This is a genomic window from Pseudoalteromonas luteoviolacea S2607 (assembly GCF_001625575.1).
GTDB classification, from domain to species: Bacteria; Pseudomonadota; Gammaproteobacteria; order Enterobacterales; family Alteromonadaceae; genus Pseudoalteromonas; species Pseudoalteromonas luteoviolacea_E.
This window is the reverse complement of the sequence record NZ_AUXV01000003.1, coordinates 289856-315847: the sequence shown is the minus strand read 5'-3', so window position 1 is coordinate 315847 and position 25992 is coordinate 289856. Positions and strand designations below refer to the sequence as shown.

23 protein-coding genes are annotated in these 25992 nt (G+C 41.3%); 17 read left to right on the top strand and 6 right to left on the bottom strand.

The window, feature by feature from the left end; genetic code table 11:
* The first annotated feature begins 251 nt into the window (after positions 1–251).
* From N480_RS03605 to N480_RS03595, 3 genes are all read left to right on the top strand, one after another.
* Positions 252–842: a hypothetical protein gene (locus tag N480_RS03605; RefSeq protein WP_063371150.1), complete on the top strand. Its 591-nt coding sequence runs from the start codon at positions 252–254 to the stop codon at positions 840–842.
* Positions 843–1090: 248 nt separating this feature from the next.
* Positions 1091–1783, top strand: a complete 693-nt coding sequence (locus N480_RS03600; RefSeq protein ID WP_063371149.1) for an aspartate/glutamate racemase family protein — start codon at positions 1091–1093, stop codon at positions 1781–1783.
* A gap of 145 nt (positions 1784–1928) precedes the next feature.
* Positions 1929–3623, top strand: a complete 1695-nt coding sequence (locus tag N480_RS03595) for a hypothetical protein (RefSeq protein WP_063371148.1) — start codon at positions 1929–1931, stop codon at positions 3621–3623.
* Positions 3624–3678: 55 nt separating this feature from the next.
* On the opposite strand, the gene N480_RS03590 is transcribed toward N480_RS03595, so the two are convergent.
* Both N480_RS03590 and N480_RS03585 read right to left on the bottom strand, forming a co-directional pair.
* Complete coding sequence (locus N480_RS03590) at positions 3679–3870, bottom strand: hypothetical protein (RefSeq protein WP_063371147.1); 192 nt, start codon at positions 3868–3870, stop codon at positions 3679–3681.
* A 206-nt stretch (positions 3871–4076) separates the two neighbouring features.
* A complete protein-coding gene (locus tag N480_RS03585) occupies positions 4077–6338 on the bottom strand; it encodes a TonB-dependent receptor (protein WP_063371241.1) in 2262 nt (753 codons plus the stop codon).
* Positions 6339–6763: 425 nt separating this feature from the next.
* Here N480_RS03585 and N480_RS03580 point away from each other — a divergent pair, with 425 nt between their 5' ends.
* From N480_RS03580 to N480_RS03570, 3 genes are all read left to right on the top strand, one after another.
* The gene (locus N480_RS03580; RefSeq protein ID WP_063371146.1) at positions 6764–7771 is read left to right on the top strand and encodes a LacI family DNA-binding transcriptional regulator; all 1008 of its coding nucleotides are present in this window, start codon (positions 6764–6766) and stop codon (positions 7769–7771) included.
* A 151-nt stretch (positions 7772–7922) separates the two neighbouring features.
* Positions 7923–9158 (top strand): MFS transporter, encoded by a 1236-nt coding sequence (locus tag N480_RS03575; protein ID WP_063371145.1) that lies wholly within the window; start codon positions 7923–7925, stop codon positions 9156–9158.
* Positions 9159–9171: 13 nt separating this feature from the next.
* Entirely contained in the window at positions 9172–10659 is a 1488-nt protein-coding gene (locus tag N480_RS03570) for a trehalase family glycosidase (RefSeq protein WP_063371144.1), read from the top strand.
* Positions 10660–10757: 98 nt separating this feature from the next.
* Here the strand turns inward: N480_RS03570 and N480_RS03565 are convergent, their stop codons facing one another.
* Complete coding sequence (locus tag N480_RS03565) at positions 10758–12113, bottom strand: hypothetical protein (protein WP_063371143.1); 1356 nt, start codon at positions 12111–12113, stop codon at positions 10758–10760.
* 252 nt (positions 12114–12365) lie between these two features.
* The gene (locus N480_RS03560) at positions 12366–12599 is read right to left on the bottom strand and encodes a hypothetical protein (protein ID WP_155730455.1); all 234 of its coding nucleotides are present in this window, start codon (positions 12597–12599) and stop codon (positions 12366–12368) included.
* A gap of 304 nt (positions 12600–12903) precedes the next feature.
* On the opposite strand from N480_RS03560, the gene N480_RS03555 reads away from it, so the two are divergent.
* From N480_RS03555 to N480_RS03530, 6 genes are all read left to right on the top strand, one after another.
* The gene (locus N480_RS03555) at positions 12904–13902 is read left to right on the top strand and encodes a hypothetical protein (RefSeq protein WP_063371141.1); all 999 of its coding nucleotides are present in this window, start codon (positions 12904–12906) and stop codon (positions 13900–13902) included.
* A 144-nt stretch (positions 13903–14046) separates the two neighbouring features.
* Entirely contained in the window at positions 14047–15033 is a 987-nt protein-coding gene (locus N480_RS03550) for a hypothetical protein (protein WP_231102218.1), read from the top strand.
* Between the two features lie 71 nt (positions 15034–15104).
* On the top strand, positions 15105–16304 hold the full coding sequence (locus N480_RS03545; protein WP_063371140.1) for an NERD domain-containing protein: 1200 nt from the start codon (positions 15105–15107) through the stop codon (positions 16302–16304).
* Positions 16305–16447: 143 nt separating this feature from the next.
* Entirely contained in the window at positions 16448–17338 is an 891-nt protein-coding gene (locus N480_RS03540; RefSeq protein ID WP_063371139.1) for a cation diffusion facilitator family transporter, read from the top strand.
* Between the two features lie 57 nt (positions 17339–17395).
* A complete protein-coding gene (locus N480_RS03535; protein ID WP_081231724.1) occupies positions 17396–20155 on the top strand; it encodes an ATP-binding protein in 2760 nt (919 codons plus the stop codon).
* 178 nt (positions 20156–20333) lie between these two features.
* Complete coding sequence (locus N480_RS03530; RefSeq protein ID WP_063371138.1) at positions 20334–20528, top strand: (2Fe-2S)-binding protein; 195 nt, start codon at positions 20334–20336, stop codon at positions 20526–20528.
* A 51-nt stretch (positions 20529–20579) separates the two neighbouring features.
* Here N480_RS03530 and bfr (N480_RS03525) read toward each other — a convergent pair whose 3' ends face one another.
* Positions 20580–21044 (bottom strand): bacterioferritin, encoded by a 465-nt coding sequence (gene bfr, locus N480_RS03525; RefSeq protein WP_063371137.1) that lies wholly within the window; start codon positions 21042–21044, stop codon positions 20580–20582.
* A 12-nt stretch (positions 21045–21056) separates the two neighbouring features.
* The gene (bfr, locus tag N480_RS03520; protein ID WP_063371136.1) at positions 21057–21527 is read right to left on the bottom strand and encodes a bacterioferritin; all 471 of its coding nucleotides are present in this window, start codon (positions 21525–21527) and stop codon (positions 21057–21059) included.
* 280 nt (positions 21528–21807) lie between these two features.
* Here bfr (N480_RS03520) and N480_RS03515 point away from each other — a divergent pair, with 280 nt between their 5' ends.
* The 5 genes from N480_RS03515 to N480_RS03495 all read left to right on the top strand — a co-directional run bounded on the left by N480_RS03515 (position 21808) and on the right by N480_RS03495 (position 25963).
* Positions 21808–22314, top strand: coding sequence for a hypothetical protein (locus tag N480_RS03515; RefSeq protein WP_063371135.1), 507 nt, complete (start codon positions 21808–21810; stop codon positions 22312–22314).
* Between the two features lie 18 nt (positions 22315–22332).
* Entirely contained in the window at positions 22333–22947 is a 615-nt protein-coding gene (locus N480_RS03510) for a superoxide dismutase (protein WP_063371134.1), read from the top strand.
* A 205-nt stretch (positions 22948–23152) separates the two neighbouring features.
* The gene (locus tag N480_RS03505) at positions 23153–23938 is read left to right on the top strand and encodes a hypothetical protein (protein ID WP_063371133.1); all 786 of its coding nucleotides are present in this window, start codon (positions 23153–23155) and stop codon (positions 23936–23938) included.
* 63 nt (positions 23939–24001) lie between these two features.
* Positions 24002–24583 (top strand): thymidine kinase, encoded by a 582-nt coding sequence (locus N480_RS03500; RefSeq protein ID WP_063371132.1) that lies wholly within the window; start codon positions 24002–24004, stop codon positions 24581–24583.
* Positions 24584–24634: 51 nt separating this feature from the next.
* Complete coding sequence (locus N480_RS03495) at positions 24635–25963, top strand: ATP-binding protein (RefSeq protein ID WP_063371131.1); 1329 nt, start codon at positions 24635–24637, stop codon at positions 25961–25963.
* The last annotated feature ends 29 nt before the right edge of the window (positions 25964–25992 follow it).

Below are 25992 nucleotides of genomic sequence, written 5' to 3'. Positions count from 1 at the left end.
CGAAGACAAAAAATGGCTAAACTCATGAGTGTCATTGGGTTTTTTTTAAGTTGTTGTATTTATTGCTTATAAAGCGATGTTGGGCGTTATTTTTTGCGTTCTTGAGGTGCTTCTTACGTAAATAAATGTAAATGGGTTGTCTGATAGTTAAATGATTTTGGCCAAATTTTAATGTGTTCAGTAATGCTTTATTACGGACTAAAAAACTGAAAACCGCTAAGATTTTCTTCATAAACTATTTGGAGAAAGTTATGAAGAAAAAATTAGTACTCGGTATGCTAGCTGTGTTTGGCCTCAATGCAGAGGCGGCCAATTTAAATAAAACATATTTGGAGGTTGGTTACTCTCAAACTGAGCTAGACGATACGGAATATGATGCGACAGGTTATAAAGCTGGGGCTGGTTACGAGTTCGATAATGGTATTTTTGTTGGTTTTAACTATAAAAGACAGAAAGATACATTGAGTATCTTTCTTAGGGAAACAGAAGTCGAATTTGATGAGAATATTTTCGAAATCGGTTACATCATACATGAAGCACAAAATGGGCGATTTTCTATTGCAGCCAATATGGGCAAGCTGGATATTAAGCAAGATAATCGCACCACAGATTTTGATCTAGCGAGGTTTTATACGGAGTACGAACATAGTTTCAACAAATACTTTTCGGCTTTTGCACAGTTAGGCTATGAAAATTATGACGCAACAGATGTGTCAAAGCGCAGTGGAGCTCGCTATGGAGGCGGGCTTAAAGTGCATTTTGGCGCTTCAAGTGTTAGTTTGGAGTATTTCAAAGGAAGAGATTTCGACCAGTCTGCATTGATGTATAGATATTCTTTTTAAATCATTGCGATAGTGTATTTCATTGGGCCTGTATGGGGTGATTTCATTCCATATGGGCTGTTAAGTTTATGCTTATAATAATCCCAATCCCAATACCAAACAGGTTACTCTGACCTAAAAGCAAGGGTGATACTTTTCGTGATTTTTGCTGTTCCATTTTCGGTAGGATTTTCATAAGGTCTGTATGAGCAATATTGGAATGCACCCCAAGCTAACTATTATTAAAACGAATAACAAAGGAGCTAGATATGAAAACAATTGGTCTAATTGGTGGCATGAGTTGGGAGTCAACTGCAAATTACTATCGCTACATAAATGAAGGAGTTAAACAGCGGTTAGGCGGCCTGCATTCAGCCAAACTTGCTTTGAAAAGTGTCGATTTTGCGCCCATCGCCGAACTACAAGCGCAAGGCGAGTGGCAGAAAATGGCACAAATGCTTGGAAAAGAGGCTCAAGACTTAGAGCGTGCGGGTGCTGATTTTATCCTTATTGGAACTAATACCATGCACTTAGTTTTCGATGAAATCGCCTCTCAAGTAAAAGTGCCACTAATACACATTGCTGACGCAGTGGGAGCGCAGTTACAAAAAAATGGAGTGGATAAAGTCGGCTTACTTGGCACTAAATTCACCATGGAACAGCCATTTTATAAAAACCGGTTAAAAGACTTGTACGGTATAGATGTGCTGGTCCCTGATATGTCAGATCAAAATACCGTTCATGACGTTATTTATAATGAGTTATGTGTTGGCAAAATACGAGCTAACTCGAAACGAGCTTATATTGAAATTATTGACCGACTTGCTGCGCAAGGTGCACAGGCTGTGATTTTAGGGTGCACGGAAATTGCGTTACTTGTTAATGATGGAGATACAACTTTACCGCTTTTCGATACCACGACGGTACATGCGCAGCGGGCAGTTGATTTATGTTTAAATTAAAGATTTCAGTATCTTTTTGATCTTAATTTGGCTTATGGATGAATTATAAATGTTATTTTATAACATATATGCAATAAATAATTCATTAAAATGTGATCTTTATTAATTTTTATGTAAGAATTGCTCCGTTTTAAAAGGAGTAATTATGAAAATCAAATATCTATGCAGCATTTTAGCGACAATGACCATCAGTTCTTCGGCTACCGCGTTTACACAATTAGGCGGTGCCGGGATTATGCCAATAGGCCATGAGTGGTTGACGCGTACATCAGCGCTTGAAGTAATGGGACAAGATACTAAGGTATCGGATAGTAGTGATCCCAGACTAGGTTGGAGCAGTGGCCTAGCCAAAGCTGTTGAATTAAATGTGGCGCAAGCTGAAGTGACCAAAATCTTGTCTAACACAAATGATGATGGGACATATTGGTCTGAGTATGACGCGATTTATGCTGCAATAGTCGGTGAAAGATGGGTAGACATTGCTGGGTTTAATGTAACTAATGCGAGCACGGACCCGACGGGACCCAACTGCTTCAATGCAGTTGCACAAGAGCCGGCAGATCTACAACAAGATCACTTTATGCGCAGATATGACGATATTGGCGGTATAGGTGGTGTAAATGCTGCGAAAAGAGCGCAAGCTAGGTTTATCAATCACTTTGTTAACGCAGCCACAGCCGAGGCTAAAAAAATTAAAGTTTGGGATGGCGGGGGTTATGCACAAGCGGTTGAAGTAGACCAAAATTACTTCTTGTTTGGCCGTGCCGTTCATTTATTCCAAGACTCGTTTAGCCCAGAACATACCGTAAGGTTACCTGCAGATAATTATGAAAAGATATGGCAGGTGAAAGCATATCTTTGTTCAGAAGGTGCTGAACAGCATACCCATGACACCAAAGAAGCTTTGAATTATCAAAGTGGAGACGTGATTTGGAAACCAGAATCTCGAGGTGAAACTGGATGGCAAGCTTACAAACCGAGTAATATTAAGCCAGTTGCACTTGTCTCACTGGAGGCAAGTAAAGATCTTTGGGCTGCATTTATTCGTACAATGGCGCTTCCTGAAGAAGAGCGCCGTGTAAAAGCGCAGACTGAAGCACAGCAATTAGTAAACAACTGGCTATCATTTGACGAGCAAGCTATGTTGGCTTGGTATGCAGACGAAGCTAAGCGAGATCATACCTACGTACTTGCACCGGGTGAATCGGGCAAGGGTAAAACACTTATCCAATGCATGGAGGAGTTGAATGTAGGTACAACTGATCAGTTAGCACGCGTCGCGCAACTAGAAGAAGAGCGTAGGCACTGTTTGTACAATATAGAAGCAGAGGAAGGCTATTCTGATGTCAACGATCCACTGATCAATATGCCTTATAACTGGAAATGGAAGTCTCTCACATGGAAAACTCCTCCTGCAGATTGGCAACCAAGCCAACTCAAAGCAGATACAGGCGAAGCTGTACACATTACGAGCATGTTAAACGGTCAAGCAATCAGCGATAATGGAAACACAGTAAAAAACCAGGCGCTAGTTATTAGTGACCGATCACCATTGGCTTTTATCAAAGTAGAGGCTGGGGAAAATACAGCTTACTTCCGTACAAGGGATAATGCGGAGTTATTTTTGAGTTATAAAAGTACCTCAAGTGGTGATGCAAAACTTTGGACCTCACCAAATCAAGCCGCTTTTTACTTGCAGCAACAGGGGCGCGCAGTAAACTTGAAAAACACATATTGGGAACAGTATGTTTGGGCAAATCCGTCAACACGTCAAATACATCTGACACGAGCTGGAAAAGCAGGTAACACCAACGCGCAGTGGCAGTTAAAGTCACTCTAAACGATGTTAACCCAGAGTGCAGCAGGCACTTTGGGTTTTCACTGCAATGGCGAAGCTAGTAGTATAAATATGAGTCACAATGGCATTGTGGATCTGCTTTTAATTCATCAACGTGTAAGTCAACTTTACTCTGATTTCTTTCATCCCAAACAGTGACCATGCTGTGCTGCCTGTCTACAGACAAAACTTCAACAGGGTGTTCGTGATATTCTAGCCACTCGCCTTTTCGGATTTCTTCAATATTCATAATAAAACTCCCAAGCTTTCGACATTTGTTGAGCATATATTGTGTTATGAGTTAGATGCCGAAGTACGGTTATTACCTGCAGAGATAGTTAAATTAAAGTGTAGAAGGAAGGGGGAAAAAAGCCCAGTTTTAAAGGTGATCCTGCTGGGCTTTGGTGTTAGTTTTCGGGTTACACGAAGTATGTACTCCGTGTAAAATTGGAGCAGTTAGAAGCTATAAGCGACACTAAACTTAATGCTGCGAGGCAAAATATATCGGCCATTTGCAGCTGCTGGGTTACGAGGGTCGCCTTCAGTGAGACCTTGCTCGTCAGTTAGGTTGTCTATCGCGAGTTGCAGTTGAACCTGTTCCATTGGTTCTAGCGTTAAACCAATATCCACCTTTTCATAGCCGTCTAGTACTGCGCTTGGGGTATTTTGAATATCGCTATAACGTGAATCTACCGCTGAAATTGTGCCGTAAATTGTCGCGAACATATCGCCCAGTTCAAACTCATAACTTGGTGTGATCCGCAACTGCCAATCAGGAATTCGCTGAGACTTGTTACCAGTTAGCGTGCTATCAGGGCTCTGCGCAATTTCACTGTTTTGTAAAGTACCATTTAGGTTGACGCTAAAACCTGAGTCATGGTTGTAGTTAAAGTCTAACTCAATGCCATGGGCTTCCGTTGTGAAACGTTGTGCAGGTAGATCTGGGCGTGTAGAAAAAGACTCGCCTTTGACTTCATTTGCAAAGAACGTTGCAAAGAAATCCATATTCTCGCCCATGTACTTATAACCGATCTCACTTTGCGATACTTCTTTGATTAATTGATCGCCACTTGTGTAGGTATCGTAATTATCCCTAAAGTCGTCGAAGTAAGGCATTTTAAAGCCTTTATTGAAGCGTACAAAAACACCACTAATGTCATTTAGCTTGTAGTCTGCACCGATGGTCCAAGAAGTTTTTCTTGCACTGTAGTCGACGGTTTTAGTGATCTTGCCGTCTAGACCTTCGTCGACTGAATAATCTACTTCATGGCGTTCGCTACGAAGTCCCAGGTCTACTGTAAGTGCGTCTGTAGCTTTGTAACTTTGCGTTGTATAAAACGCTACCGTTGTTGCATCACCTGAGCTATTTATGTCGTAATTAAAGCCACAGCCTTCGGTTGAGTCGTTACACGCAATGCCTGTGAGCATTTCGCCACCTTGCGCAAGTACATGGTAAGCTGAATTGCCCAAACTCCACCAGTCTTTTGCTGAGGTTGTGGCTGTATACATACCAAAGGCACTGCTTATTTTTCCAAAGTCCTTGCTAAATGCCAAGTCATTGGTAAATGCTTCGATGTCTTTTAGTACTACCCATCGACCATAATCTTGAACTCGAGTGTTTGCATCATAAACTGCTCCTGTGGCCGCGCCGATTGCGCTTGTGCCGTTATCTGCTACGTCAGCTAGGTTAACGACATTACCACCCGGTACTAACCCATAGGTATTTGCGTCACCTTGGGTTAGGCTAAATCTATCTATAAAGTGCCAGTCGTTACCCAATTCGAACGAGATACTACCGCCGGATACGTGGCCATTCCAGCCGCGACCTTCACCCAAATCGATGTCAGCTTTTCCATTGCCAGCATAAATAGTCGCTTGTCTATTTAATGAACCTAGTTGTGTGAACTCTGCATCTACACCTTGCTCGTTTAACGGTGTTGGTAAGTACCAGGCACCTGTGTCGTCAGTTTGACGTGTGTATACGTTAATTTCGCCGTTTTCTAGCTCTTTAGTAAGCTTGATTGTAAATTGGTGGCCTCTTTCAGAAGTAAAACCTGCGTCACGGATCCCAGAAGAGCGCTTGATGTAGCCGCCTACCATGTAGTACAAGTCGTCACTTAGCTCACCACTAAGCACGCCATCGACTCGCTGCAAGCCATAATCTGACGTGGTATATTTGAAAGTTCCCTCAGTATCTTCCTGACCACGTTTTAAACGAAAGTTAGTTGTTAAACCTGGTTGGCCGTTCGATAGCACTGGGTTGGGACCGCCTCGCAGGCCCTCCATCATTGAGATGGTCTCATCGATACGAAAGATTGATGAATTTTCTAGAAACGATAGTGTGGGAGCTGGGTAAACAGGTGAACCATCTAGACTAACAGTCAAAAAAGGAGCATCACCACTAGAGGTAAATCCTCGTACATTGATATTTGCACCAGACTCACCACCTGAGCTTTCTACCCAAACACCAGGTATGGCTTTGAATAGATCTGCGGTGCTTTTAGGTGCGAGACGTTCAATGAGTGATTCGTCTACATTTGTTACAGCATACGCCGCATCAACCTTACGGATCCCCATACCACCTGGCGTACCAGAAATGATGATTGTTTCTACTTTTTCGTCAGTTTTTTTATTTTGTTCAGCACTTACTGCATTAGAAAATGCGAGCGCAGATAAAACTGCTGCTGTAAGTGCAGAATACTTCTTGCCTAAGTTCACAGGAGCTGCTCCCTTGGTTGTTTCATGTGTTGTCATAATGGCTGATGTTAAGTCAGCATTGCTTTTCGCCACGTTACAAAGCGACTTAAATTTAAGTTCACTGTGTATAATTTTGTTTGGTTTGCACTGGGCGTTATTCTAAAATAGAACTTAATGCAAACGTTTGCAATAGTGGGGAGAGATATTTTTTTACCTAGCGTTTACCTAATTTAGTAGGAGCCGAGATATTTTTTACCTATGATTAAGAACTAAGGTATTTTAAAAACAAAGAGTTAAGAAACTGATAGACGAGACTGAATTATAGTAAGAAAATAAACAACGCCAATTGAACCGTTAGATGTGCGTATTTTCTTACTCGTAAACCATTAGCCTTCGCATAACAGTTTTAATTAAGTCGATATTTTTCAAGATGTAATGGATTTGTAATGCCGCAAAAGAAACTAAAGTTAGCCGATTTAGCAAAGTTAGCAGGGGTGTCTACTTCTACTGCTTCTCGGGCGCTTAATGATAACCCCCTTATCAAGCAAGAAACGCGAGAGCGCATTCAGCAATTAGCTAAAACGCACAATTTTAGTCTAAACGCCGCTGCGAGCCGACTTAGGTTACAAAAAACCAAAGTCATTGCGGTGTTGATTAATCTTGACGCTGAAACAGAGCAATCAATAGATGACCCATTTTTACTTAAAGTAGTAAGCGATATAAATCTTGCAGTTAACCGCCAAGGTTATGAGTTATTGTTGTCAAACTCATATATGGCGGGTGAAGATTGGCATGGATATTTTATAGACGGAAGACGAGCCGATGGTGTTATTGTGGTTGGACAAGGTAAGCAACAAGCCCGTATAGATAGAGCGTCAGAAGCGGGTATGCCGCTTGTCGTTTGGGGTGACCCAAAGACCGAAGCTGACTATGTTATTGTCGGCAGCGATAACTTTTTAGGTGGCAAAGTGGCAACTCAACACCTACTCGATAAAGGTTGTAAAAAACCTTTGTTTTTAGGAGAGCCTGAACATGCCGAACTTGGCGAGCGTTATAAGGGCTTTAGCGATGTCATAGAGCAAGCTGGCTTAGCCGAACAAGCTCAGCTCCTAAAAATTGACATAACAAGTCAAGCTGCATACGACAGTATAAATAGAAAACTTCGCAGTGATGGGCTTGATTTTGATGGTATTTTCGCATGTAGCGATATGGTTGCTTTAGGGGCCATGAAAGCGCTTAAAGAGCGTTATGTAAGTATTCCCAATGACGTGCTTATCGTAGGCTTTGACGACATTGCCATGGCTGATGTTAGTTTTCCGTCGCTAACAACCATTAAGCAAGACACAAAAAAGGCGGGAGAGCTGCTGGTCGAAAAGCTACTGGCCCAATTAGTTGGAGAGGAGGTTAGCTCAAGCCAGCTGGCTATTTCACTGGTTGAGCGCCAATCAAGTTAAGAATTAAAAGTATATGTGCGCCCCTCGATTAGCGAAGCGCACAAATGCAACCCAAAATCAGTCGCCTCTTAAAATTAAAATTGCAAACGTTTGCAATGTGCTTTTTTGAGCGCTAGACTGAAATAAATCTAGCGTATTTATGAGTCATGTAATGCAGAACATGCGAATCATTATGGCCATGGCGGTCAGTTATTTCTTATTTGCAATATTACTAAACAGTGTTGGCACCGTAATTTTGCAAGCGATCAATACCTTTGGTGTCACAAAGGCGCAAGCAGCAAGTTTAGAAGGTTTCAAAGATATTCCGATTGCGATTGTGTCGTTTATCGTCGCGTCATTTATTCCTCGCATAGGGTATAAAGTCGCGCTATTGATAGCATTATCTCTGGTGATCGTAATGTGCTTGGTCACACCGATTGCAGGCAACTTTTGGGCGCTAAAGGCACTGTTTGCGGCGGTTGGATGTGCGTTTGCTATTGTGAAAGTGTCTGTTTATGCGCTGATTGGTCAGGTCACAGACTCTGCAAAGTCCCATTCTAGTTTGCTCAACACAATTGAAGGCGTTTTCATGGTCGGGGTACTCAGTGGTTACTGGGTGTTCGCTGCATTTTTGAGTGATGATGTTTCTTCAAATAATTGGTTGAATGTTTACTATTTATTGGCTGGCCTTTCTCTGCTCACATTTTTACTTGTATCCAGCGCCGAAATTAAAAAGCCACAAATTAAACCTGAACACAGTCCAAAGAATGACTTTATTGATATGTTGCGTCTAACGTATCAGCCGCTGGTTTTAGTATTTGTTATCAGCGCATTTTTGTACGTTTTAATAGAGCAGGGCGTAGGGACATGGCTTCCAACGTTTAACAATCAAGTGCTTAATTTACCAGTAGATGTGAGTGTGCAACTAAGCAGTATCTTTGCTGCAAGCTTGGCACTGGGACGTTTGATGGCTGGGCAAATACTTAAAAAGGTTGATTGGTATCTCTTTTTGAATGTGTGTATTGCAGGTATGGCAACGTTGGTCATATTGACGTTACCGCTGACAAATAATCTATCGTCTGAACCGGTTAACAGCATATTTGACGCACCGCTTGCCGCCTACTTAATGCCTTTGATTGGGTTACTGATGGCACCGATTTACCCGGTTATAAATTCGATTATGTTAAGTAGCTTGGAAAAACACAGACATGCGGCTATGACAGGCCTGATCGTGGTGTTTTCTGCATTGGGTGGCACTACTGGGTCGCTTATAACCGGATTTGTTTTTGAATATATGAGCGGTCAACACGCCTTTTATATGTCATTAATTCCAATGGGTATTATTGTTCTAACCCTATTTTTGTTTAAAAAGCGTGCTCAGCAAGTAGCGTGCTCGTCAGCAGTTTAGTCGAGGAAGTATCATGAAGTTTGAGCACAGCAAGCTTTTCAAAGATGTGCAATTAAGCGGTATTTATACCGATAGTAAGACGTTTGCAGATGCCATACCGCTAACCAGCTGGCAAGCCGTGTGTGATCTTTACGACACCGAGCAGCCCACAAATTTAAAGGCGTTTGTTCAGTCTCATTTTAAGTTTAGACCTCAACCTGAACTCGAGACCTTACCTGAATTACACACCGTGCCAGCTTATATTGATTTGCTTTGGGAGCGGTTACTTCGAGCGCCTGAGGCACAAGATACTAGCTCTTTGTTAGCGCTGCCAGAGCGTTATATTGTGCCAGGAGGTCGTTTCAATGAGATTTATTATTGGGATAGTTACTTCACCGCTTTGGGACTGATGGACGCAGGTCGTGATGATCTTGTACAAAGTATGCTCGCTAACTTCTGCTTTTTAATAGAGAAGTTAGGTCACGTGCCAAATGGGAATAGAAGCTACTATGCAACACGTTCTCAGCCCCCAGTGACAGCATTAATGGTTGATTTGTTGTGGGAAGCAAAGAGAGCAGATCAAGTTTGGCTCACTAACGTAACCAAAGCACTTGTACAAGAGTATGAGTTTTGGATGTCTGGTATTGATAGCCACCTTACTGAACAAAATGCGTATCGTCGAGTTGTTAAAATGCCATGTGGTGGCGTACTTAATCGATACTGGGATGATGAAGCGGCGCCAAGGCCTGAGTCTTACAAAGAAGATATCTCGGATGCAGGCACATTAAGTGAAGAGCAAAAGCTGAGATTTTATCGAAATATTCGCGCTGCTTGTGAGTCGGGCTGGGACTTTAGCAGTCGATGGCTAGAAAACGCAGACGATTTAAGTTCAATCAAAACAACGGCAATTGTCCCTGTAGACCTGAATGGGTTGATGTACTATTTGGAGCGTCAGCTATCCCGCTGTTATGACGCATTGGGAGAGATATCGTTAAAAGACTCCTTTAAAAGTAAAGCAACAAGCAGAGCTTGTCTTATTGAGCACTACATGTGGCAGCCTAATTCGAATTGGTACTATGACTATGACTTTTCTCAGCAGCGTCAGAGCGTTGCGGAATCTATGGCTGGGTTTACGCCAATGTTTTTTCAACTGGTAGACAACAACAAAGCGCAATGTATGACTGAGCGCCTGATGTCGAAGTTTGTAAAACCTGGTGGGTTAGTTACGACATTAAGTCGCACTGCGCAACAATGGGACAGTCCAAATGGTTGGGCTCCTTTGCAGTGGTTTGGGGTTAAGGGGCTGCTAAATTATGGCTTTAACGCAGAGGCATGCGAGGTCGCGAAGAAGTGGATAAATACGGTCGAGGAAAACTTTACGCATACTGGCTGTTTACTTGAGAAATACAACGTCGTTGAGCCAAGCAAAATTGCAAAGGGAGGGGAGTATATCGTTCAGCAAGGATTTGGCTGGACAAATGGAGTAGTAAGTCGCTTTTATCAACTGTTGCAGCGCAGCTAATCTGGATAATTAATTAGAAACACCTTAAACGAAAAAAGTGCCTTAAAAAAGGCACTTTGGCTCACAATCAAGAGACATACACGTGATACTCGGGAGTATTAGTGTGCGTGCTCGCCTCCTTTTTCAATACCTAACCAAACAGCTCTGTCTGGTGTGAAATCTAGTTCAATTTCTACTTTCAATTCAGCACTTTCTAAGTCATAACCTAAAACATGCTTTGCAGTAGAATCGACCACAAATACTGTGTTTTCAGCTTTAGAGAAAGTTAGTCTAAATGATGCACCTTCAGGTAGTGCGTCCAACTCATGTTCATGTACTTTTACAGAGTGTGCTACTTCCCAGTGGTGTTCATCATTTTCTGTGTGCTGTTCAAAAATAGTCAGTACGCCAGCTGAGTCTAAAACGGCTGCGTGAGAACCGTCGTAATTGAAGTCTCCGCCTGCAATACGATGACCTTCGGTAATTGTCCACTCCACTTTTTCGATTTCGTTGTGTTCAGGGTCAATTACAACTAACTCTGTTCCGGCAATGCCAATAAACTGATGACTGTCTTCATGGCCTCTTAAAGTGCCAATACGTTGACCTTCAGTGAAGCTTTCAGGGTTTGCAATTTTAGTCGCTGTAAACTCGCCATTTTCTTCAGTGATTACAACAACACCATCGCCACACGCAAAACTGATGTGTTCATGGTTTTGTGCGCTGCCATGTAAAGCTGGGCACGTTTCTTCAAATACTTTTTCTTGATCAAAATGATCATCATGCTTATGGAAAAGCCCGATTTTGTCTGGTAGCACGCTTTCTGCATCAGCATCACGAATCGTGCTAAGCGTAAACTCGCCTCGAGCTTGTGCTGCACCGTGCATATTGGTGTTGTACTCAATTTCAGCAAGCTTTGAAGTATCGCCGTTTAGATATGCTTCCGAGAAAACGGCAACTTGCGCATTAGTACTACCCGCTTCACCATCGAAAAAGATGGCTGTGTTATGTTCGCCATTAGTTACATGGGCAGGTTTTACCATATCAAATGAAACACTACTCAATTTAGGCGCTTCTTCGTACGGGTGCATATGGTCACCGTGGTCTTCTTCCCAAATGCCACCATCCACAAACTCAACACGACTATGGTCAGACTGAACAAGTACTGCATAACGACTATTTTCGGTCGCATAGACATACTTAGGGAAATTCGTGCTAGCTAGTTCACCTGCAACTTCTTTGTGCTCCAAATCTAAGACGTGGATTGAGTTTGAATCAGGAGAAGTAACCAATAAACGGCCTTCAGAACTTACTGCGTCATGATCGTGGTCGTGATCATGGTTATGATCATTGCCTTCATCTTTCTTAACTTCCTCAACAACAGGCTCATGTTCGATGATTGTGGTTTTTGTGTCACCACAAGCTGTAAGTAGCGCCGTTGCTACCGCAACAGAGAGTAATTTATATGTGTGTTTCATTTTTACTTTCAATTATTAGAGTAATGTTCAGCAGGTTTGCGCGTTTCCTTACAAGACAGCTGCTTTGGAGATGTTATAAAGTAACAAATTAAGATTATGTTATACTATAACGTTACTGGCGTGCAAGAGGGAATTGCAATTTATTGAAGTTATATGTATTAAAATTGGAAACTAATTTAGCGGTAAAGCGTGTCGAGTGTCTACGGAAAGGGCGCAGTTTCATTGATGACTGAAGCGATAGAGTTTTTAATGTTAATCAGTCATAAACAGTACTCGGATACCTATTGCAGCGATAACGACTATTAAAAGTATGAGTTCTACTCGATGTACGATAGCCTTGGTTTTCTTTTCGGTTTTGTTCTTTTTAGATGACACTTCATATTCCTCATTTGGGTGTCGTCGCTCGTATGCAGCATTTGCTTTTTTAGCAAAAGCGGTGCGTTTTTCCGCGCTTAAAGTTTCATTCATTGAGCTTTGATAATCCAAGGGTTTACCCCTTGAAGGTTGTCTGACTCTGGGTGCACTACACATATCAACCTCATACCACTTACTTCATTCAAGACCTACACTGCGAACATTGCTAATACACTGATTCTTAGTCGAAAGGTTCGGCAAGCTATATAAATGTTAGTATAGTACTTTTAGACTAGATTGTCTTTGTGGCAGGGATAAAATTATACTCTCACATTTATCTTGAATTGGCATGGCACTTGTAAGTGAACTAAGTACAGTTTTAGGGATCTAAATATTTAAGTAGTACATAGTCCTAACCAGATAAAGAGTGAAATGAGTGAATAAACAATTAATCGTTTTGGTTATTACCGTTCTGCATATCATGCTCTTGGGATGCTCAGAAGCTAAAAAGGATCCCCAGAATGAATTTAACCTTTTATCACAGGCTCCTATTGACCTTGGCGTAATTTCAAGTGATGCCGCTACTGTTGCATTTTTAAATGGAGGCTTGGTAACGGTATCTGATGTACATACTGCTGAGGTAAAGCACCAGTTTAAGTTACACAAACATACAAAAGTAAGTGGTATCTCTTTATCGCAAGACAATAAACTGCTTTTGGTTAGCTTTGATACGCAGTTAAGCGTTTGGGATTTGGATAAAAATTCCTTAGTAGGTCAGTTTACTGTGGCAGGTCACTCGGAATTTGCCAAAATATCCCAAGTTGCCATTTATGCAAACCCAATGTGTGTACTTGTAGGCATGACTGACGGCACATTAAATTTGATCGATTTTGAAAATAATCTAACAAAACAAGCCAAGTTGCATGATGCGCGGATAAGCCATTTGGAGATGGGAGAGCACAGGCAATTAGTAATGACTGCTGGGCATGATGGTCAAGTCAAACTGTCGTACATAGACTCGTTATCACCAAAATATAGCTACTCTTTATCCAAGCGCGTGACGAGTGCAGCGACCGGATTGAGAAACGAAACTTTATTCGTATCAGATGCTTTGAACGAACAAGTATTGCTTAGGCCATTTTCAAATGTGAGTGAGCCCATTAAGTTGGTTTACCGAGAGCGGTTTCGTTGGTTTCGTGCTGCAGCACTAAGTCCAAATGGAGAGTATTTGGCAACTGGTTCGAGCAAATATTGGTGGACACTGTGGGATGCAAATAATGGCCGAGAAATTGACGCATTTGCAATAGAGTCGGCAACTTCCACCGCTATGATTTTAGATATGCACTTTAGTAAAGACAACATTCTGACAACTTTGAGCAGTGACGGAATTGTTGAGTTTTGGGATATCAACACTTTAGCGAGCACACAGCATTAGTGGCCTGAACTTTGCTTTTTCAGCTCACCTGTCGTGTGATGACAAACGCGCAAACAAATTGCAAGATTAAACTGTACAATCGCATAAAAGACTATACTATCACCAGTCGGTTTATCTTGCCGCAGATTTAGAGTGACTAAAGCCATGTTGTTTAGACTGATTGTAATTATTGCCTCTGTGTTACTAGTTGGGTGTGACGAAGACGTCGCATTGAGCAAGGGAACCCTAGACAAATTAGGCAATAACGGTGTGTTAATTGGCCACTTCTCGGCTGACGGCAGTAAAATGGTGACTGTCGACAGCACTAATTCATTGCATGTGTGGGAAATGAATAGCCGCACGTCCGAATTTTCAGTCCCCCAAGAAAAAATGCCTGAATTAGTTCGGGAAGTTGTGCTGTCTCAGGACAATACTATGCTCATTGTTGTTGGAGATAACCAGCTTCAATTCTGGTCGTTACCAAAGCAAAAACTAGTCACGAAAGTAACCTTTAATGGTGTATCAGGTTACGCGTATATCACCTCGGTTGCCCTAGCACCAACAATGGATAAAATTGTTGTGGCTATGTCTGATGGTACGGTAAACATGGCTAATTTACATACCCAAGTGAATAACCAGTTCGCACCTCATTCTCGACCTGTTATGCATGTCCAGTGGGATGACAAGGGTGAAATGGTGATGACTGCAGCTCAGGACGGTAAGTTAGCGCTTTGGCAGTTTGGCTCGCCAGAACCGTTATTCACGAAGGAATTTAACCATCGCGTGACTAGTCTGGCCGTAAGACGTGATTTTTCTGAGTTCTTTGTTTCAGATGCATTGGATAATCAAGTGATCGCTTCGCTTTTGGATGGTGCGAATAAAAGCGAGTTAAAGTATATGGCTAGGTTTAAAGTTTTTCGTAAAGCCTTGTTTATCGAACAAAGTGCTTATTTAGCAACGTCATCTTCAAAGTCCCACCTCACCATATGGGACACCAAAAGTGGTAATGAGCTTGGCACTTGGCAAATTGATACGCTCAATGCTGGAGCGACCATAGTTGATATGTATGCGCCAAGTCGGGAAAAGCTCGTAACATTGAGTAGCGATGGATTATTAGAGGAGTGGGCATTAAATATGCTTGCAACTAAATAGGCATCGCGAGGTACGCAAGCTTAGGCATAGTTTATAAGCTTGGTACCATTTTACAATTAGGTATAGAGACGATGAACAGATGGATTTTGTTTTTTATCATATTTTCAAGCAGTGTTGCTGCTAATACAGAGCAGCTTGACCAAAGACAGTGTGCTCGTTTCGCTTCTGAGCTCCAGTTTTTACGTCAAAACAATGCGTTAAAAGAAGGCGAAGATGCTCGATTAAGAAGGCTGATCGAGCGTTTACAGACATACTGCCAATCTCCCCGTGCAAGCAGCCAAATAACTTCTCAAGTAGACCAAAACGCAAACCGTTCTTTTGGTGTATCCATTTTTATGGACGAAGCGACCCGTGAAAGATGGCAAAGGTTTTTCCATAAACCAATGATTTGTCACCATGGTGAGCAAGACTTTGCCAGTGCGGTAAAATGTGCTGAACAAGTAGCACAGCAACGAGAAGCTTTTGAACAGCTACTTCGAAAAGAAGCGATGCAAAAAAAGAACACGGTTCAAGCTTTACAGCAAAAAGATACTCAAGGAGCGGAGTTGCTTACTACTGCAGAGGAAGCTCAAAGCCCGCGCGTTGATCCAATATTAGAGGCTGATTTCGATGATAAAGCATTAGATATCGTATACGAAGAGCCCGATAGAGGGCATTTTGGTCGATTTACTATGTGGCTTAGTGTGATTATTGCAGGTTATGTCTCTATTGAGATTTTGAAGTTTTTACTTCGCCCCAAGCAAACAACACATATCGTGCGCAAGCGTACATTCAAAGAAACGTATAAATCATTAACAAGTAAATTGGATAACAAAAAGTATATTGTTCTGTATCGCAGTATGAGCCCACTATTGGAGGAACTGGATATTGATGGCATCGTGTTGTCTCCCTTTGGAGTATTTGTGCTTGTTTACTGCCCCCAAACAGGTGTCATTGAAGCAGACATTCAAGGTGAAATGTGGAACGTCATTCAAGAAGGATCCTCTAACTTCTTTTTGAACCCTGTCAATGCAGCTAAGTTACGAGTATCGAATTTGGCAAGTTGTATAGGTGCCAAAAGTGGAGTGAGATATTTAGTTGTGTTTGACGAGCAAACTGACTTTTTCCCTGGTAAACCGTTCAACTGCTTCACCAGTAAAGAGGTGCCGCTAGAGGTAATGCGCTATACGCAGTTTATGTTTAGTTACGAACAGCTTAGATATTTTGAACAACGATTGTATTCGGCCGAAAATCGGTTAAATCCAGATTCTACATTGGTAAGTAATTCATAGATTTGGCTAACAGGGGCAAATTGCTTATTTATTTGCTAAATATTATGATTTTTGGTGCGTCTGATAAAAAATAGGGTTACAATTGCCGTCTTTTATCATTAGTACCCTCTAATTATTAGTTACAAAGGTTTCTCAAGTTTCGAATGACCGATCTTACAACTCATGAGGCTTCTCGTAAGCGCTTACTCATCGCGCTTGCCTTGACATGTACATTCATGCTAATTCAAGTAGTTGCGGCTCATTACGCTAACTCACTGGCTGTTTTAGCAGATGCTGGGCACTTGTTTGTGCACAATAGTTCTTTATTCATAGCATTGGTAGCGTCTACTGTAGCGGTAAAACTAGCTAAAAACTTCAATGACGGGTATAAAAAAGCTGAGTACACAGGCGGCCTGTTGAATGGTGTGCTGTATTTGTCCATCGCAATTATAATTCTCCTAGAAGCGACAGAAAGAATTGAATTGCATACTCAAGGGCATGTTCATGAGGTTAATACATTTGTCATGTCTACGGTTGCTGGTGTGGGGTTTTTGTTTCATGGCTTAGCTGCTTGGGTTTTGTATAAAGGCCGAAAAGACAGTATCAATGTCTATGCGGTTTTTTTGCACTCTTTCTTTGATTTACTCTCAACAGTATCGACCTTCGTTGCTGGTATTTTAATTCATTTGACTGGATGGAATATAATTGATGTGCTTTCTAGCATGTTGATTTCTTGCTTTGTATTGTTTACTGGTTTGAAAGTAATAAAGACCTGTATTGTTGGATTGTTTGATAAAAGTGATTCATTACCAGCCGTCGAGAGTGTGGAGCAAGCTATTGTAAATACTGAACATGTTGAAAGTGTGCACAATGTCACGGTCTCAAATACTGAAAGCACCTTGATGGTCGGTGCGCATATTGTTTTAAAGCACCATTGTACAATTGAAATGCATGACGATGCCTGTCGCTATCAAGTTGAAGCAAGGCTAAAACAGCTTTTTTCAGTCGAAAAGTGCGTTTTGCAAATAGAAAGTCACGATTGTCCCCACCATTAAACTTGGCAAATACCCAGCTTTCCTTTATTTTTTAATAGAATATAAAAGGAGCTGGTATTGCTAAATCACATTTCAAAGTTACCAAAACTGGTTGTGGCGCTCTTTTTGGGCGTGTTGGGTGGGGTTGCCAACCTACTACCAATTTGGTTTTTAGATAGCTCAGAGTTCCTATTTGGGCAGTTGTTTGTCATTCTTTGCTTATTAGCATTAGGGTGGCAATATGCCGTTCTCGCTGTTGGGATTGGTGCAATGTTCTTATTGTACCGTTGGGGGCATTGTCTACCTTCCGTCGTATTTCTTATAGAAATTTTGTGGTTGCAAGTTTTTTGTGTGCGCGCTAACAAGCCCCTGTTTATAAGAGGACTAGGGTTTTGGGTGCTCTTTGGCATTCCCATCTTATTTATCATGGGTAAATTTGTGTTAGGGCTCACCCTGCTAGTAATTTTCACCGCCCTTGCAAAATATATGATAAATGCCGCGGTATATTTGGCCATTGTCGATCTTACGTCGCTTTTTCTATTTAAACGTGTTTGGCAAGCAAAGTCTCTGTACCAAATCTTAAACTATATGATTAGTCATCTCATCATATTGGTTGTATTGATCACAACAATCGTTTTGACTAATAGCCATTATAAGCGCATAGAATTTGAAGTCACCGCTCAACTACACGATGCTTCTGTGAGTGCGTTGAAACAAATTGATGATTATCTTGAAAGCTATCGCAGAGCTATCAATATTGCTGCGCAAGATATACAGTCTGGCGTAGATAAGCAACAAGTTATAAATCGGCTTGTTGATACTTATCCAAACTTCAGAACCGCGATTGTTGCTGATCAAAGTGCGTATGTGACCCATTTTTACCCCAACGCTTTAAAAACAAGCCTTGTGGGTGAGGTTCCTTCCGTTGCAGACAGAGAGTATTTTATTCAAGCACCTTACTATCCTAACGGCTATGTATCTGGGATATTTCAAGGCAGGGGGTTTGGTAATGATCCGGTCGTTGCGGTGTCTGCACCTCTGTATGAAGACGGGGAGTTTAAAGGGATAGTAGAGAGCTCTTTATTCTTCGAATCATTTGAGCAGTTTATTCCCAAAGTACTCGCGCAAAAAGGGCACCTGCTAATTGTTGATCATGAAAACAATATCGTATTTAGTTCTTTGAAATCTGATTTTAACATTCTGGATAATGTAGCTAATGAACAGCTAGTTGCACTTACTGAATCGACAGACCAAGTTTATATTAGCAATAACCGAGATGTGTACTATCGACAAAGCGTACAATCGGACATTTTTAATTGGCGTGTTATAAGCCTAATAGAGCGTAAGCACGTAAACTTGGCAGTCGCTTCGGCTTGGATACAGTCTTTTGTTTTAGCTTTGTTTATCATTGCGATTAGTAGTTTTTTAGTGAACCGAATGACGAGGGTATTTACCAAGCCGATTGTTGATTTGAGCCACAGTATTAACTCGTTCGACCCCAGTAAAAAAATGTCTGAAGTCAGTAACACTCAAGAGGGAAGTTGCTTAGAGGTCATTACTTTGCAGCAACAATTTTCCCAATTGGCGTTTAAACTATCAACGAGCTTCGCAAAATTAAATAGTGCAAACGAGGAAAACGCACAGCTCAACCGAAAGCTAAAAGATTTTAATGAACACCTGGAGATCGAGGTCAGCGAAAAAACGGAAGAGCTTATTAAAGCTTTAGATCAAGCGAATAAAGCCAGCTCAGCTAAAAGCCAGTTTTTAGCTAACATGAGTCATGAAATTCGCACACCTCTAAACGGCATTATAGGTATGTCTGAAGAATTAATTAGCAATGAGCTTGAAGCAAACTCCAAAACACAACTTGATATTATTCACCAGTCTGCACATAAACTGTTATTGATCCTTAACGATATTTTAGACTACTCAAAAATAGAGGCGGGTGCATTGGAGCTTTCTCTGCACGATACGGATGTATCCGATTTTGTTATCGCCATTTCTACTGCTTTCGAAAAGTCTCTATCTAAGCCGAACGTAGAGTTTAATCATGTGTTAGATGAGCAGGTGCCTACAGTTTTAGTACTTGATGACCTTAGACTTAGTCAAGTTATTAACAATCTACTTAGTAATGCAGGCAAATTCACCGAACAGGGCAAAATAGACTTTACGGTGGATTACAGTGAAGGCTTCCTTAGACTCAAGGTCAAAGATACTGGGATTGGTATTGCAAAAAGCGCTCAAAAAGATTTATTTGATGAGTTCACGCAAGCTGATTTGTCCACGACAAGAAAGTATGGTGGCACAGGACTTGGTCTGACAATTTGTAAACGCTTAGTCGCTTTAATGGGTGGACAATTGACCTTTCACTCCACAGAAAACGTTGGCAGTGAGTTTATTGTGGAGATCCCCGTAAAGCGTGGCGATGCACCAAAACCAAAATCGATTAGTGCGGAGATTCCGAATCTTGAAAATGTGAGACTGCTATTGGTTGAGGATAACCCGATTAACCAGATTGTAGCGACTCAGTTTTTGGAAAAAACCGGTGGGCTTATCTCAAAAGCAATGGATGGCATTGAAGCGCTTAAAGCTCTCAAGGGTCAGGATTTCGATATCATTTTAATGGACTGCCAAATGCCAAATATGGATGGCTTTGAGTGTACACGCACTATTCGCCAAAACCCAGATATCTATGGACAACCCTATATTATTGCAATTACGGCCAATGCTTTTGCAGAAGATAAAGAAAAGTGCCTCAAAGCTGGCATGGATGATTTTGTAGCGAAGCCAATTGAGTCTAAAGCATTATACTCGTGCCTTAAAAGTTGGGGACGATAAAAGTAGCGTTGCTTTATTGCGAAAATCGACAGCATCGAAGCACTGAAGGAAAATAAAACTCCTTATTGATCAATGCTATTAGTAATTATTCTCATTTTTATGCTTATGCTTGTTGATAACTATTTTTGTTTAGATTAAACTTAGTCCCAGTTGATGTAATTGAGATTGGTTTTCATTCATGTATATTTGTATTTGTCACGGAGTTACTGACAAAAAAATCGCACAAGCAATCGATGAGGGTGCAAGATCCATGAGAGATCTAAGTAAAGATCTTGGGGTTGGTACTCAGTGCGGCAAGTGTTGTAATTGCACAAAGAAAATACTGAATGAAAAGCTTATTGAGATTGTAGATGTGACAGAGCAAGTCGCGTAAAAGTTTAAATAATAAAAAAGGGCCTTAAGGCCCTTTTTTATTATTTAATACTTACATCTGAGACTGTAGATAATTCTCTGTGCCAGTTGTTTTAAGCAGTTGCAACTGTGTTTCAAGCCAGTCAATTTGCTCTTCTTGTTCACTTTGAATATTCTCTAGTGCTTCTCTACTAATGTAGTCTTGTTTTTCTTCACACAACGCGACGGCGTGTTGAAGGTCGACTAGAGATGTTTCTTCAAATTGCATGTTTGCACTGATCATCTCTGGTACATTTTCGCCAATATTAAGCCTGCCCAAGTCTTGTAGATTTGGTAGTCCTTCTAAGAACAGAATACGCTCAATCAGTCTGTCTGCATTCTTCATTTTTTGAATCGACACTTTGTAATCAGCTTTATCTAATTTGGTAAACCCAAAGTCTTTGAACATGCGGGCATGCAAAAAATACTGGTTGATACCAACTAGCTCGTTTGCGAGTACTTTGTTCAATGCTACGATTACTTCTCTTTCACCTTTCATTGAGAATACTCCTTAACCTAGTTGAGATTGTAGATAGTTTTGAATGCCAATTTTTTCAATGAGGCCAAGTTGTTGCTCAAGCCAATAAACGTGATCTTCTTCAGTATCAAATAGTAGCTTTTCTAGAACCGCACGTGATTGATAGTCTTGCTCTTCTTCACACGCTTTGATTGCATCTTTAACACAAGCCACAACTTCTAATTCAAGTTTGAGGTCATTTTCCATCATTGATTTTACGTCATGACCAATAAGCAGGTCGCGGCGCTTAGTCATATTTGGCACGCCTTCTAAAAACAGAATACGTTTGATTAACCAATCTGCGTGCGTTGTTTCTTCTTCCATTTCGTGGTTAAGACGTTCATACAACTTATCAAGCCCAAAGTCCTCATACATTCGAGAATGGATGAAATACTGGTCTATTGCTGCCAACTCATTTGCCAGTAGCGCATTAAATGCATCAATGATCTTTTGTTTACCTTTCATAGGTCTTTCCTCAAACTCTGACTGATGTGGCTATTTTATCCATGTAGATTGTAAAGTCAATAAATTCCTTATAAATCAATAGTTTATCAATTGATTCTTATTCTCATTTTCGTTGTTATTTATGCTATTAGCTTACTTTTGTGCTTTTAGGTTACATACTTTTTTGCTCAGATATCGCTATAAATAGAAATGATCCCAATAATGCAAATAAAAACAATTTGCATTAAGGTGTTGGTTTTGTTTATAGTTGTCGAGTGTAAAGCAATCTAAGGGGAGCATAATGGCCCTAATTGAGCAAATAGAAACTTCTGTTGACACTCCTTTGGAGTATGCGCTTGCGCCGTGGCAATACGCGATAAAATCTGGAAACCAAGCTTTCCAACATGGCGAGTTTAACTCTGCAAGAGATCGATACCAGAGTGCTTTAAACCTCGCAGGTCACTTGCTAGAACGGTTTGTGAACAGCGAAGTTTGTGACGAACAGCTAGTTGCCATTGAGCATTGTTGCCCTGCATTAGTTGTAGCAGCTCACAATTTAGCTGATTGCTTCATCGCTTTGTCAAATCCAGAAAGAGCCTGCGAGCAATTAATAGAAGTGCATAGTGCAATGCTCAGTTTAGTACAGCATGCTTCGGTAGAAATAGTTGAGATTGCTTGTCACCACTTACACAGAACAAGACAAGAGCTGATTAACTTTGCTTCTTGTCATCCCCACCTTCCGGAGTTAATTGAGAAAGTCAATGCAGCAATGGAAGGTGGTTTTAACCGTCCACATATAGTCCACTAAAGTAAATGAGGAAAAACCATGGCTTTTACATTGCCACAGCTACCGTACGCGTATGATGCTTTGGAACCACACATTGACACTAGAACAATGGAGATCCATCACACTTTGCACCATCAGACATACGTCAGCAAGGCGAATGCTGCTTTGGAAGGCACTGAGCATGCAAACCGCGATCTTGAAGATCTATTGAGAAACATAGACAGTTTGCCAGAAAATTTGAAAGGCGCTGTTCGTGACCATGTCGGTGGTCATCATAATCACAGTTTGTTTTGGACCATTATGTCTTCAGATGGTGGTACACTGCACGAAGGTCCGCTTGCGACTGCGATTAATGAAACGTTTGGCAATTTTGACAAGTTTAAAGAGCTATTTACGGCGGCTGCTGTAAGTCGTTTCGGTAGTGGTTGGGCTTGGCTCGTAGTTGATGCGAATGGCACGTTGAAAGTAACGAGTTCACTAAACCAAGACAGTCCATTAATGGATAACCAAACGCCTATTTTAGGTTTAGATGTTTGGGAGCACGCATACTACCTGAAATATCAAAACCGTCGCCCTGAGTACATTGCTGCATTTTACAATGTAATCAACTGGGCAGAAGTTGAAAAGCGCTATCAAGCAGCACTAGCCAACTAACCTACATGTTGAGCACTGTGTAGTCTAAGGTTATACAGTGCTTTTAACGTCATAGGCAATGAGCGTAAAATCCTTCCGATGCATCTGGTAAATATTAAACTGTTTAAAGAGACGTCACTAAAACTGTGCGCTATAGTATAGGTTAGCCATTGGCATTTAAGCTTTTGTAGTAAAATGCTAAATTTAATTTCTTGACGTGGATAGTATGCGCCTTATCGCCACTTTTTGTTTTGTAGTTTTTTCTTCGTTTGCTTCGGCCACTACTTTTATCACGGTATGCTACGAAGATAAGAACGCTCCGCCATTTTTTCTAGGAAGTGGCTTTGACGTACCTAAAGAGCGGCCAGGTGCAACAATCGAGATTTTAAAAAGCTTAGAGAAGCAAGTTTCAACGGTTCGTTTTGTGTTTGTCCGCAAACCGTGGCAACGTTGTTTGAAAAATATTAAAGAAAATAAAGTTGATGCGGTTATCGCATCTTATCGCTCGGAGCGGAGCGAATTCCTGAGATTTCCTAAGAACTTAGATGGTAGCATAAACTTATCTCTTGCAATCAGTATGCTGGGAACATGCTTGGTTGGGCAGCAAGGGCTAGCCATAGACGTGGCGAACAGAAATTTTCCTGTAAGTTTAGCCGTACCGAGAGGGTACGCTGTGCTGAGTACTCTGCAAGAAGACTTATACCGAGTGATTTTAACGGACTCGCAAGAAGATGCGTATCAGCTAGTGTTAAAAAGCCTGGTCGATGGCTCGTTAGGGCTTTGTAAAGTTTATGATGAACAAGTCGCAGGCTTTCCTCATAGTGACAAGCTACAAGCCATATTTCCTCCCATTGATGTTAGTTACGGCTACTTGGCACTTTCAAAAGATTTTATGGCGCAAAACCCATTGGTAGCACAAACACTTTGGGATAAGCTTGGCAGCATGCCGCTGCACCAGTTCTACCTTGACTATGTAAATAACCCGACAAATCATAAACTGCCAAGATATTGATTGTGGTCATATAAGCTTTCTTTATGTAGACTAACGCGCATCGTTACACTCCATGAGTCTGTTATGGCACAACTTTACTTTTACTATTCAGCGATGAATGCTGGAAAATCCACCACCTTGTTACAATCCGCATTTAACTACCGTGAAAGGGGAATGACGCCATTTATTTTGACCGCTGCGATAGATAACCGCTCGGGGGTTGGTAAAGTGGCTTCAAGGATCGGATTAGAGGCTGATGCCCATACGTTTGAGCCAAAGTCGGATGTATTTGAGTTAGTTAATAAGCATCACAGTGAGCAAAAGTTAGACTGTATCTTAGTGGACGAAAGCCAATTCTTGAGTAAAGAGCAAGTCTCTCAACTCACAGATGTTGTGGATAGTTTAGGGGTTCCTGTACTATGTTATGGTCTAAGAACAGACTTTATGGGGGAGCTGTTTGAGGGAGCGCAGTACCTCCTAGCTTGGGCGGATAAACTTATTGAACTGAAAACTGTTTGTCATTGTGGCCGCAAAGCAAATCATGTTCTGCGCTTAGACGAACATGGAAATGCCATTTCTGGTGGTAATCAAGTTGAAATTGGCGGTAACGATAAGTACGTTTCAGTGTGTAGAAAACATTATAAATCAGAGCTTAATAAGTTGTAATTCTGCGGTTTTTGGCCATGCTTAGGCTATCAGTCAAAATAATTGGTAGCCATGTCTAACTCTTCTTTCTCATTTCTAGCCAGCGAATCAGGGCATACGTTAGATAACCCCAAGAAAGCACCTTGGAAAATTCTCCTCGTTGACGATGAGCCCGAAATACATCAAGTAACTAAAATGGCCTTGTCTCGGTTCACCTACGACGATAGGGCATTAGAGTTCCATCATGCATATTCTAAAGTGCAAGCAATAGAAATTCTCAAAGAAATTGAGGGGATCAGCGTTATTTTGCTCGATGTGATCATGGAAACTGATACGGCGGGCTTGGATTGTGTGAGGGAGATAAGGCACTCGCTGAATAACAAAGATGTAAGAATAATTTTGAGAACCGGTCAACCAAGCACTATTCCAGAGCATGAAGTCATGCTCAAATACGATATTAATGATTATAAAAATAAGGTTGATTTGACCAAATCTCGCTTGTATATCGTCATGACCAGTGCCCTACGAGCATTCGAAGATATTGAGAGAAAGGCGGCACTTATTTCTGCACTTGAAGACTTGAATGATAATTTAGAAGAGCGAGTCGCTGAAAGAACATCAGAGTTGCAACTGGCAAACCTCGAGTTGATCCAAGCTAAGCAACAAATAATCGCGCAGCAGCAATCTCTTTTACAATCTGAGAAAATGGCTTCAGTTGGTCAGTTGGCCGCTGGCGTAGCGCACGAAATTAATAATCCATTGGGTGCGATAAAGTGCAACTTTGACGTTTTGAGTGATTATATCCGTGACTTCAAGGAAAACTTAACTCGACTTGGTACTAGCGATGTGGATTTAGATATAGCGGAAATCACAGAGATATTGGACGATACCCGTGTGGATTTGAGTCGAATTGAAAAAATAGTCAAAGCGCTGTCTATTTTTAATGGCTTATCAGGTGAAAAAAGGGCCACTATCAACCTCAAAAAGGTCATTGAACAATATGCAGCTGACTTAAAGTTACCTTTATCGGTTAAATTTTTGCTCGAAGAAGGAGTTTGCTGGGAAGTGTTATGTTGTCCGGGCCAGATACTGCAAATTGTGGGTATTCTACACAAAAATGCGGTGGAGGCAGGGTCTGATATCAATGAAATTGAGCTCGACGTTATGTCTTGTCAGAACAGTATTAGGTTATCAGTAAAAGATAAAGGAGAGGGGATTGAACAATCCAATCTTAACCGTGTATTTGACCCATTTTACACAACCAAACCCGTTGGTCAGAACTTAGGCTTAGGACTCACTATCGCTCTTGTACTAACTAAGCACCATAATGGGGAAATTAAAGTGGAGTCTGAACAGGGTTTAGGAAGTTCATTTGAGGTTTGTATTCCAAAGGAAGGCTAGAGCAAGCATCCTGCTTGCCCTATTAACAG

Excerpts from the sequence above, each read along its gene's own strand:
- N480_RS03500 (WP_063371132.1), top strand. The coding sequence starts at position 24,002 with ATGGCACAACTTTACTTTTACTATTCAGCGATGAATGCTGGAAAATCC.
- N480_RS03570 (WP_063371144.1), top strand. The coding sequence starts at position 9,172 with ATGAAGTTTGAGCACAGCAAGCTTTTCAAAGATGTGCAATTAAGCGGT.
- N480_RS03580 (WP_063371146.1), top strand. The coding sequence starts at position 6,764 with ATGCCGCAAAAGAAACTAAAGTTAGCCGATTTAGCAAAGTTAGCAGGG.
- bfr (WP_063371136.1), bottom strand. The coding sequence starts at position 21,527 with ATGAAAGGTAAACAAAAGATCATTGATGCATTTAATGCGCTACTGGCA.
- N480_RS03530 (WP_063371138.1), top strand. The coding sequence starts at position 20,334 with ATGTATATTTGTATTTGTCACGGAGTTACTGACAAAAAAATCGCACAA.
- N480_RS03550 (WP_231102218.1), top strand. The coding sequence starts at position 14,047 with ATGTTGTTTAGACTGATTGTAATTATTGCCTCTGTGTTACTAGTTGGG.
- N480_RS03600 (WP_063371149.1), top strand. The coding sequence starts at position 1,091 with ATGAAAACAATTGGTCTAATTGGTGGCATGAGTTGGGAGTCAACTGCA.
- N480_RS03595 (WP_063371148.1), top strand. The coding sequence starts at position 1,929 with ATGAAAATCAAATATCTATGCAGCATTTTAGCGACAATGACCATCAGT.
- N480_RS03515 (WP_063371135.1), top strand. The coding sequence starts at position 21,808 with ATGGCCCTAATTGAGCAAATAGAAACTTCTGTTGACACTCCTTTGGAG.
- bfr (WP_063371137.1), bottom strand. The coding sequence starts at position 21,044 with ATGAAAGGTGAAAGAGAAGTAATCGTAGCATTGAACAAAGTACTCGCA.
- N480_RS03565 (WP_063371143.1), bottom strand. The coding sequence starts at position 12,113 with ATGAAACACACATATAAATTACTCTCTGTTGCGGTAGCAACGGCGCTA.
- N480_RS03605 (WP_063371150.1), top strand. The coding sequence starts at position 252 with ATGAAGAAAAAATTAGTACTCGGTATGCTAGCTGTGTTTGGCCTCAAT.
- N480_RS03590 (WP_063371147.1), bottom strand. The coding sequence starts at position 3,870 with ATGAATATTGAAGAAATCCGAAAAGGCGAGTGGCTAGAATATCACGAA.
- N480_RS03505 (WP_063371133.1), top strand. The coding sequence starts at position 23,153 with ATGCGCCTTATCGCCACTTTTTGTTTTGTAGTTTTTTCTTCGTTTGCT.
- N480_RS03510 (WP_063371134.1), top strand. The coding sequence starts at position 22,333 with ATGGCTTTTACATTGCCACAGCTACCGTACGCGTATGATGCTTTGGAA.
- N480_RS03545 (WP_063371140.1), top strand. The coding sequence starts at position 15,105 with ATGAACAGATGGATTTTGTTTTTTATCATATTTTCAAGCAGTGTTGCT.
- N480_RS03540 (WP_063371139.1), top strand. The coding sequence starts at position 16,448 with ATGACCGATCTTACAACTCATGAGGCTTCTCGTAAGCGCTTACTCATC.
- N480_RS03495 (WP_063371131.1), top strand. The coding sequence starts at position 24,635 with ATGTCTAACTCTTCTTTCTCATTTCTAGCCAGCGAATCAGGGCATACG.
- N480_RS03575 (WP_063371145.1), top strand. The coding sequence starts at position 7,923 with ATGCAGAACATGCGAATCATTATGGCCATGGCGGTCAGTTATTTCTTA.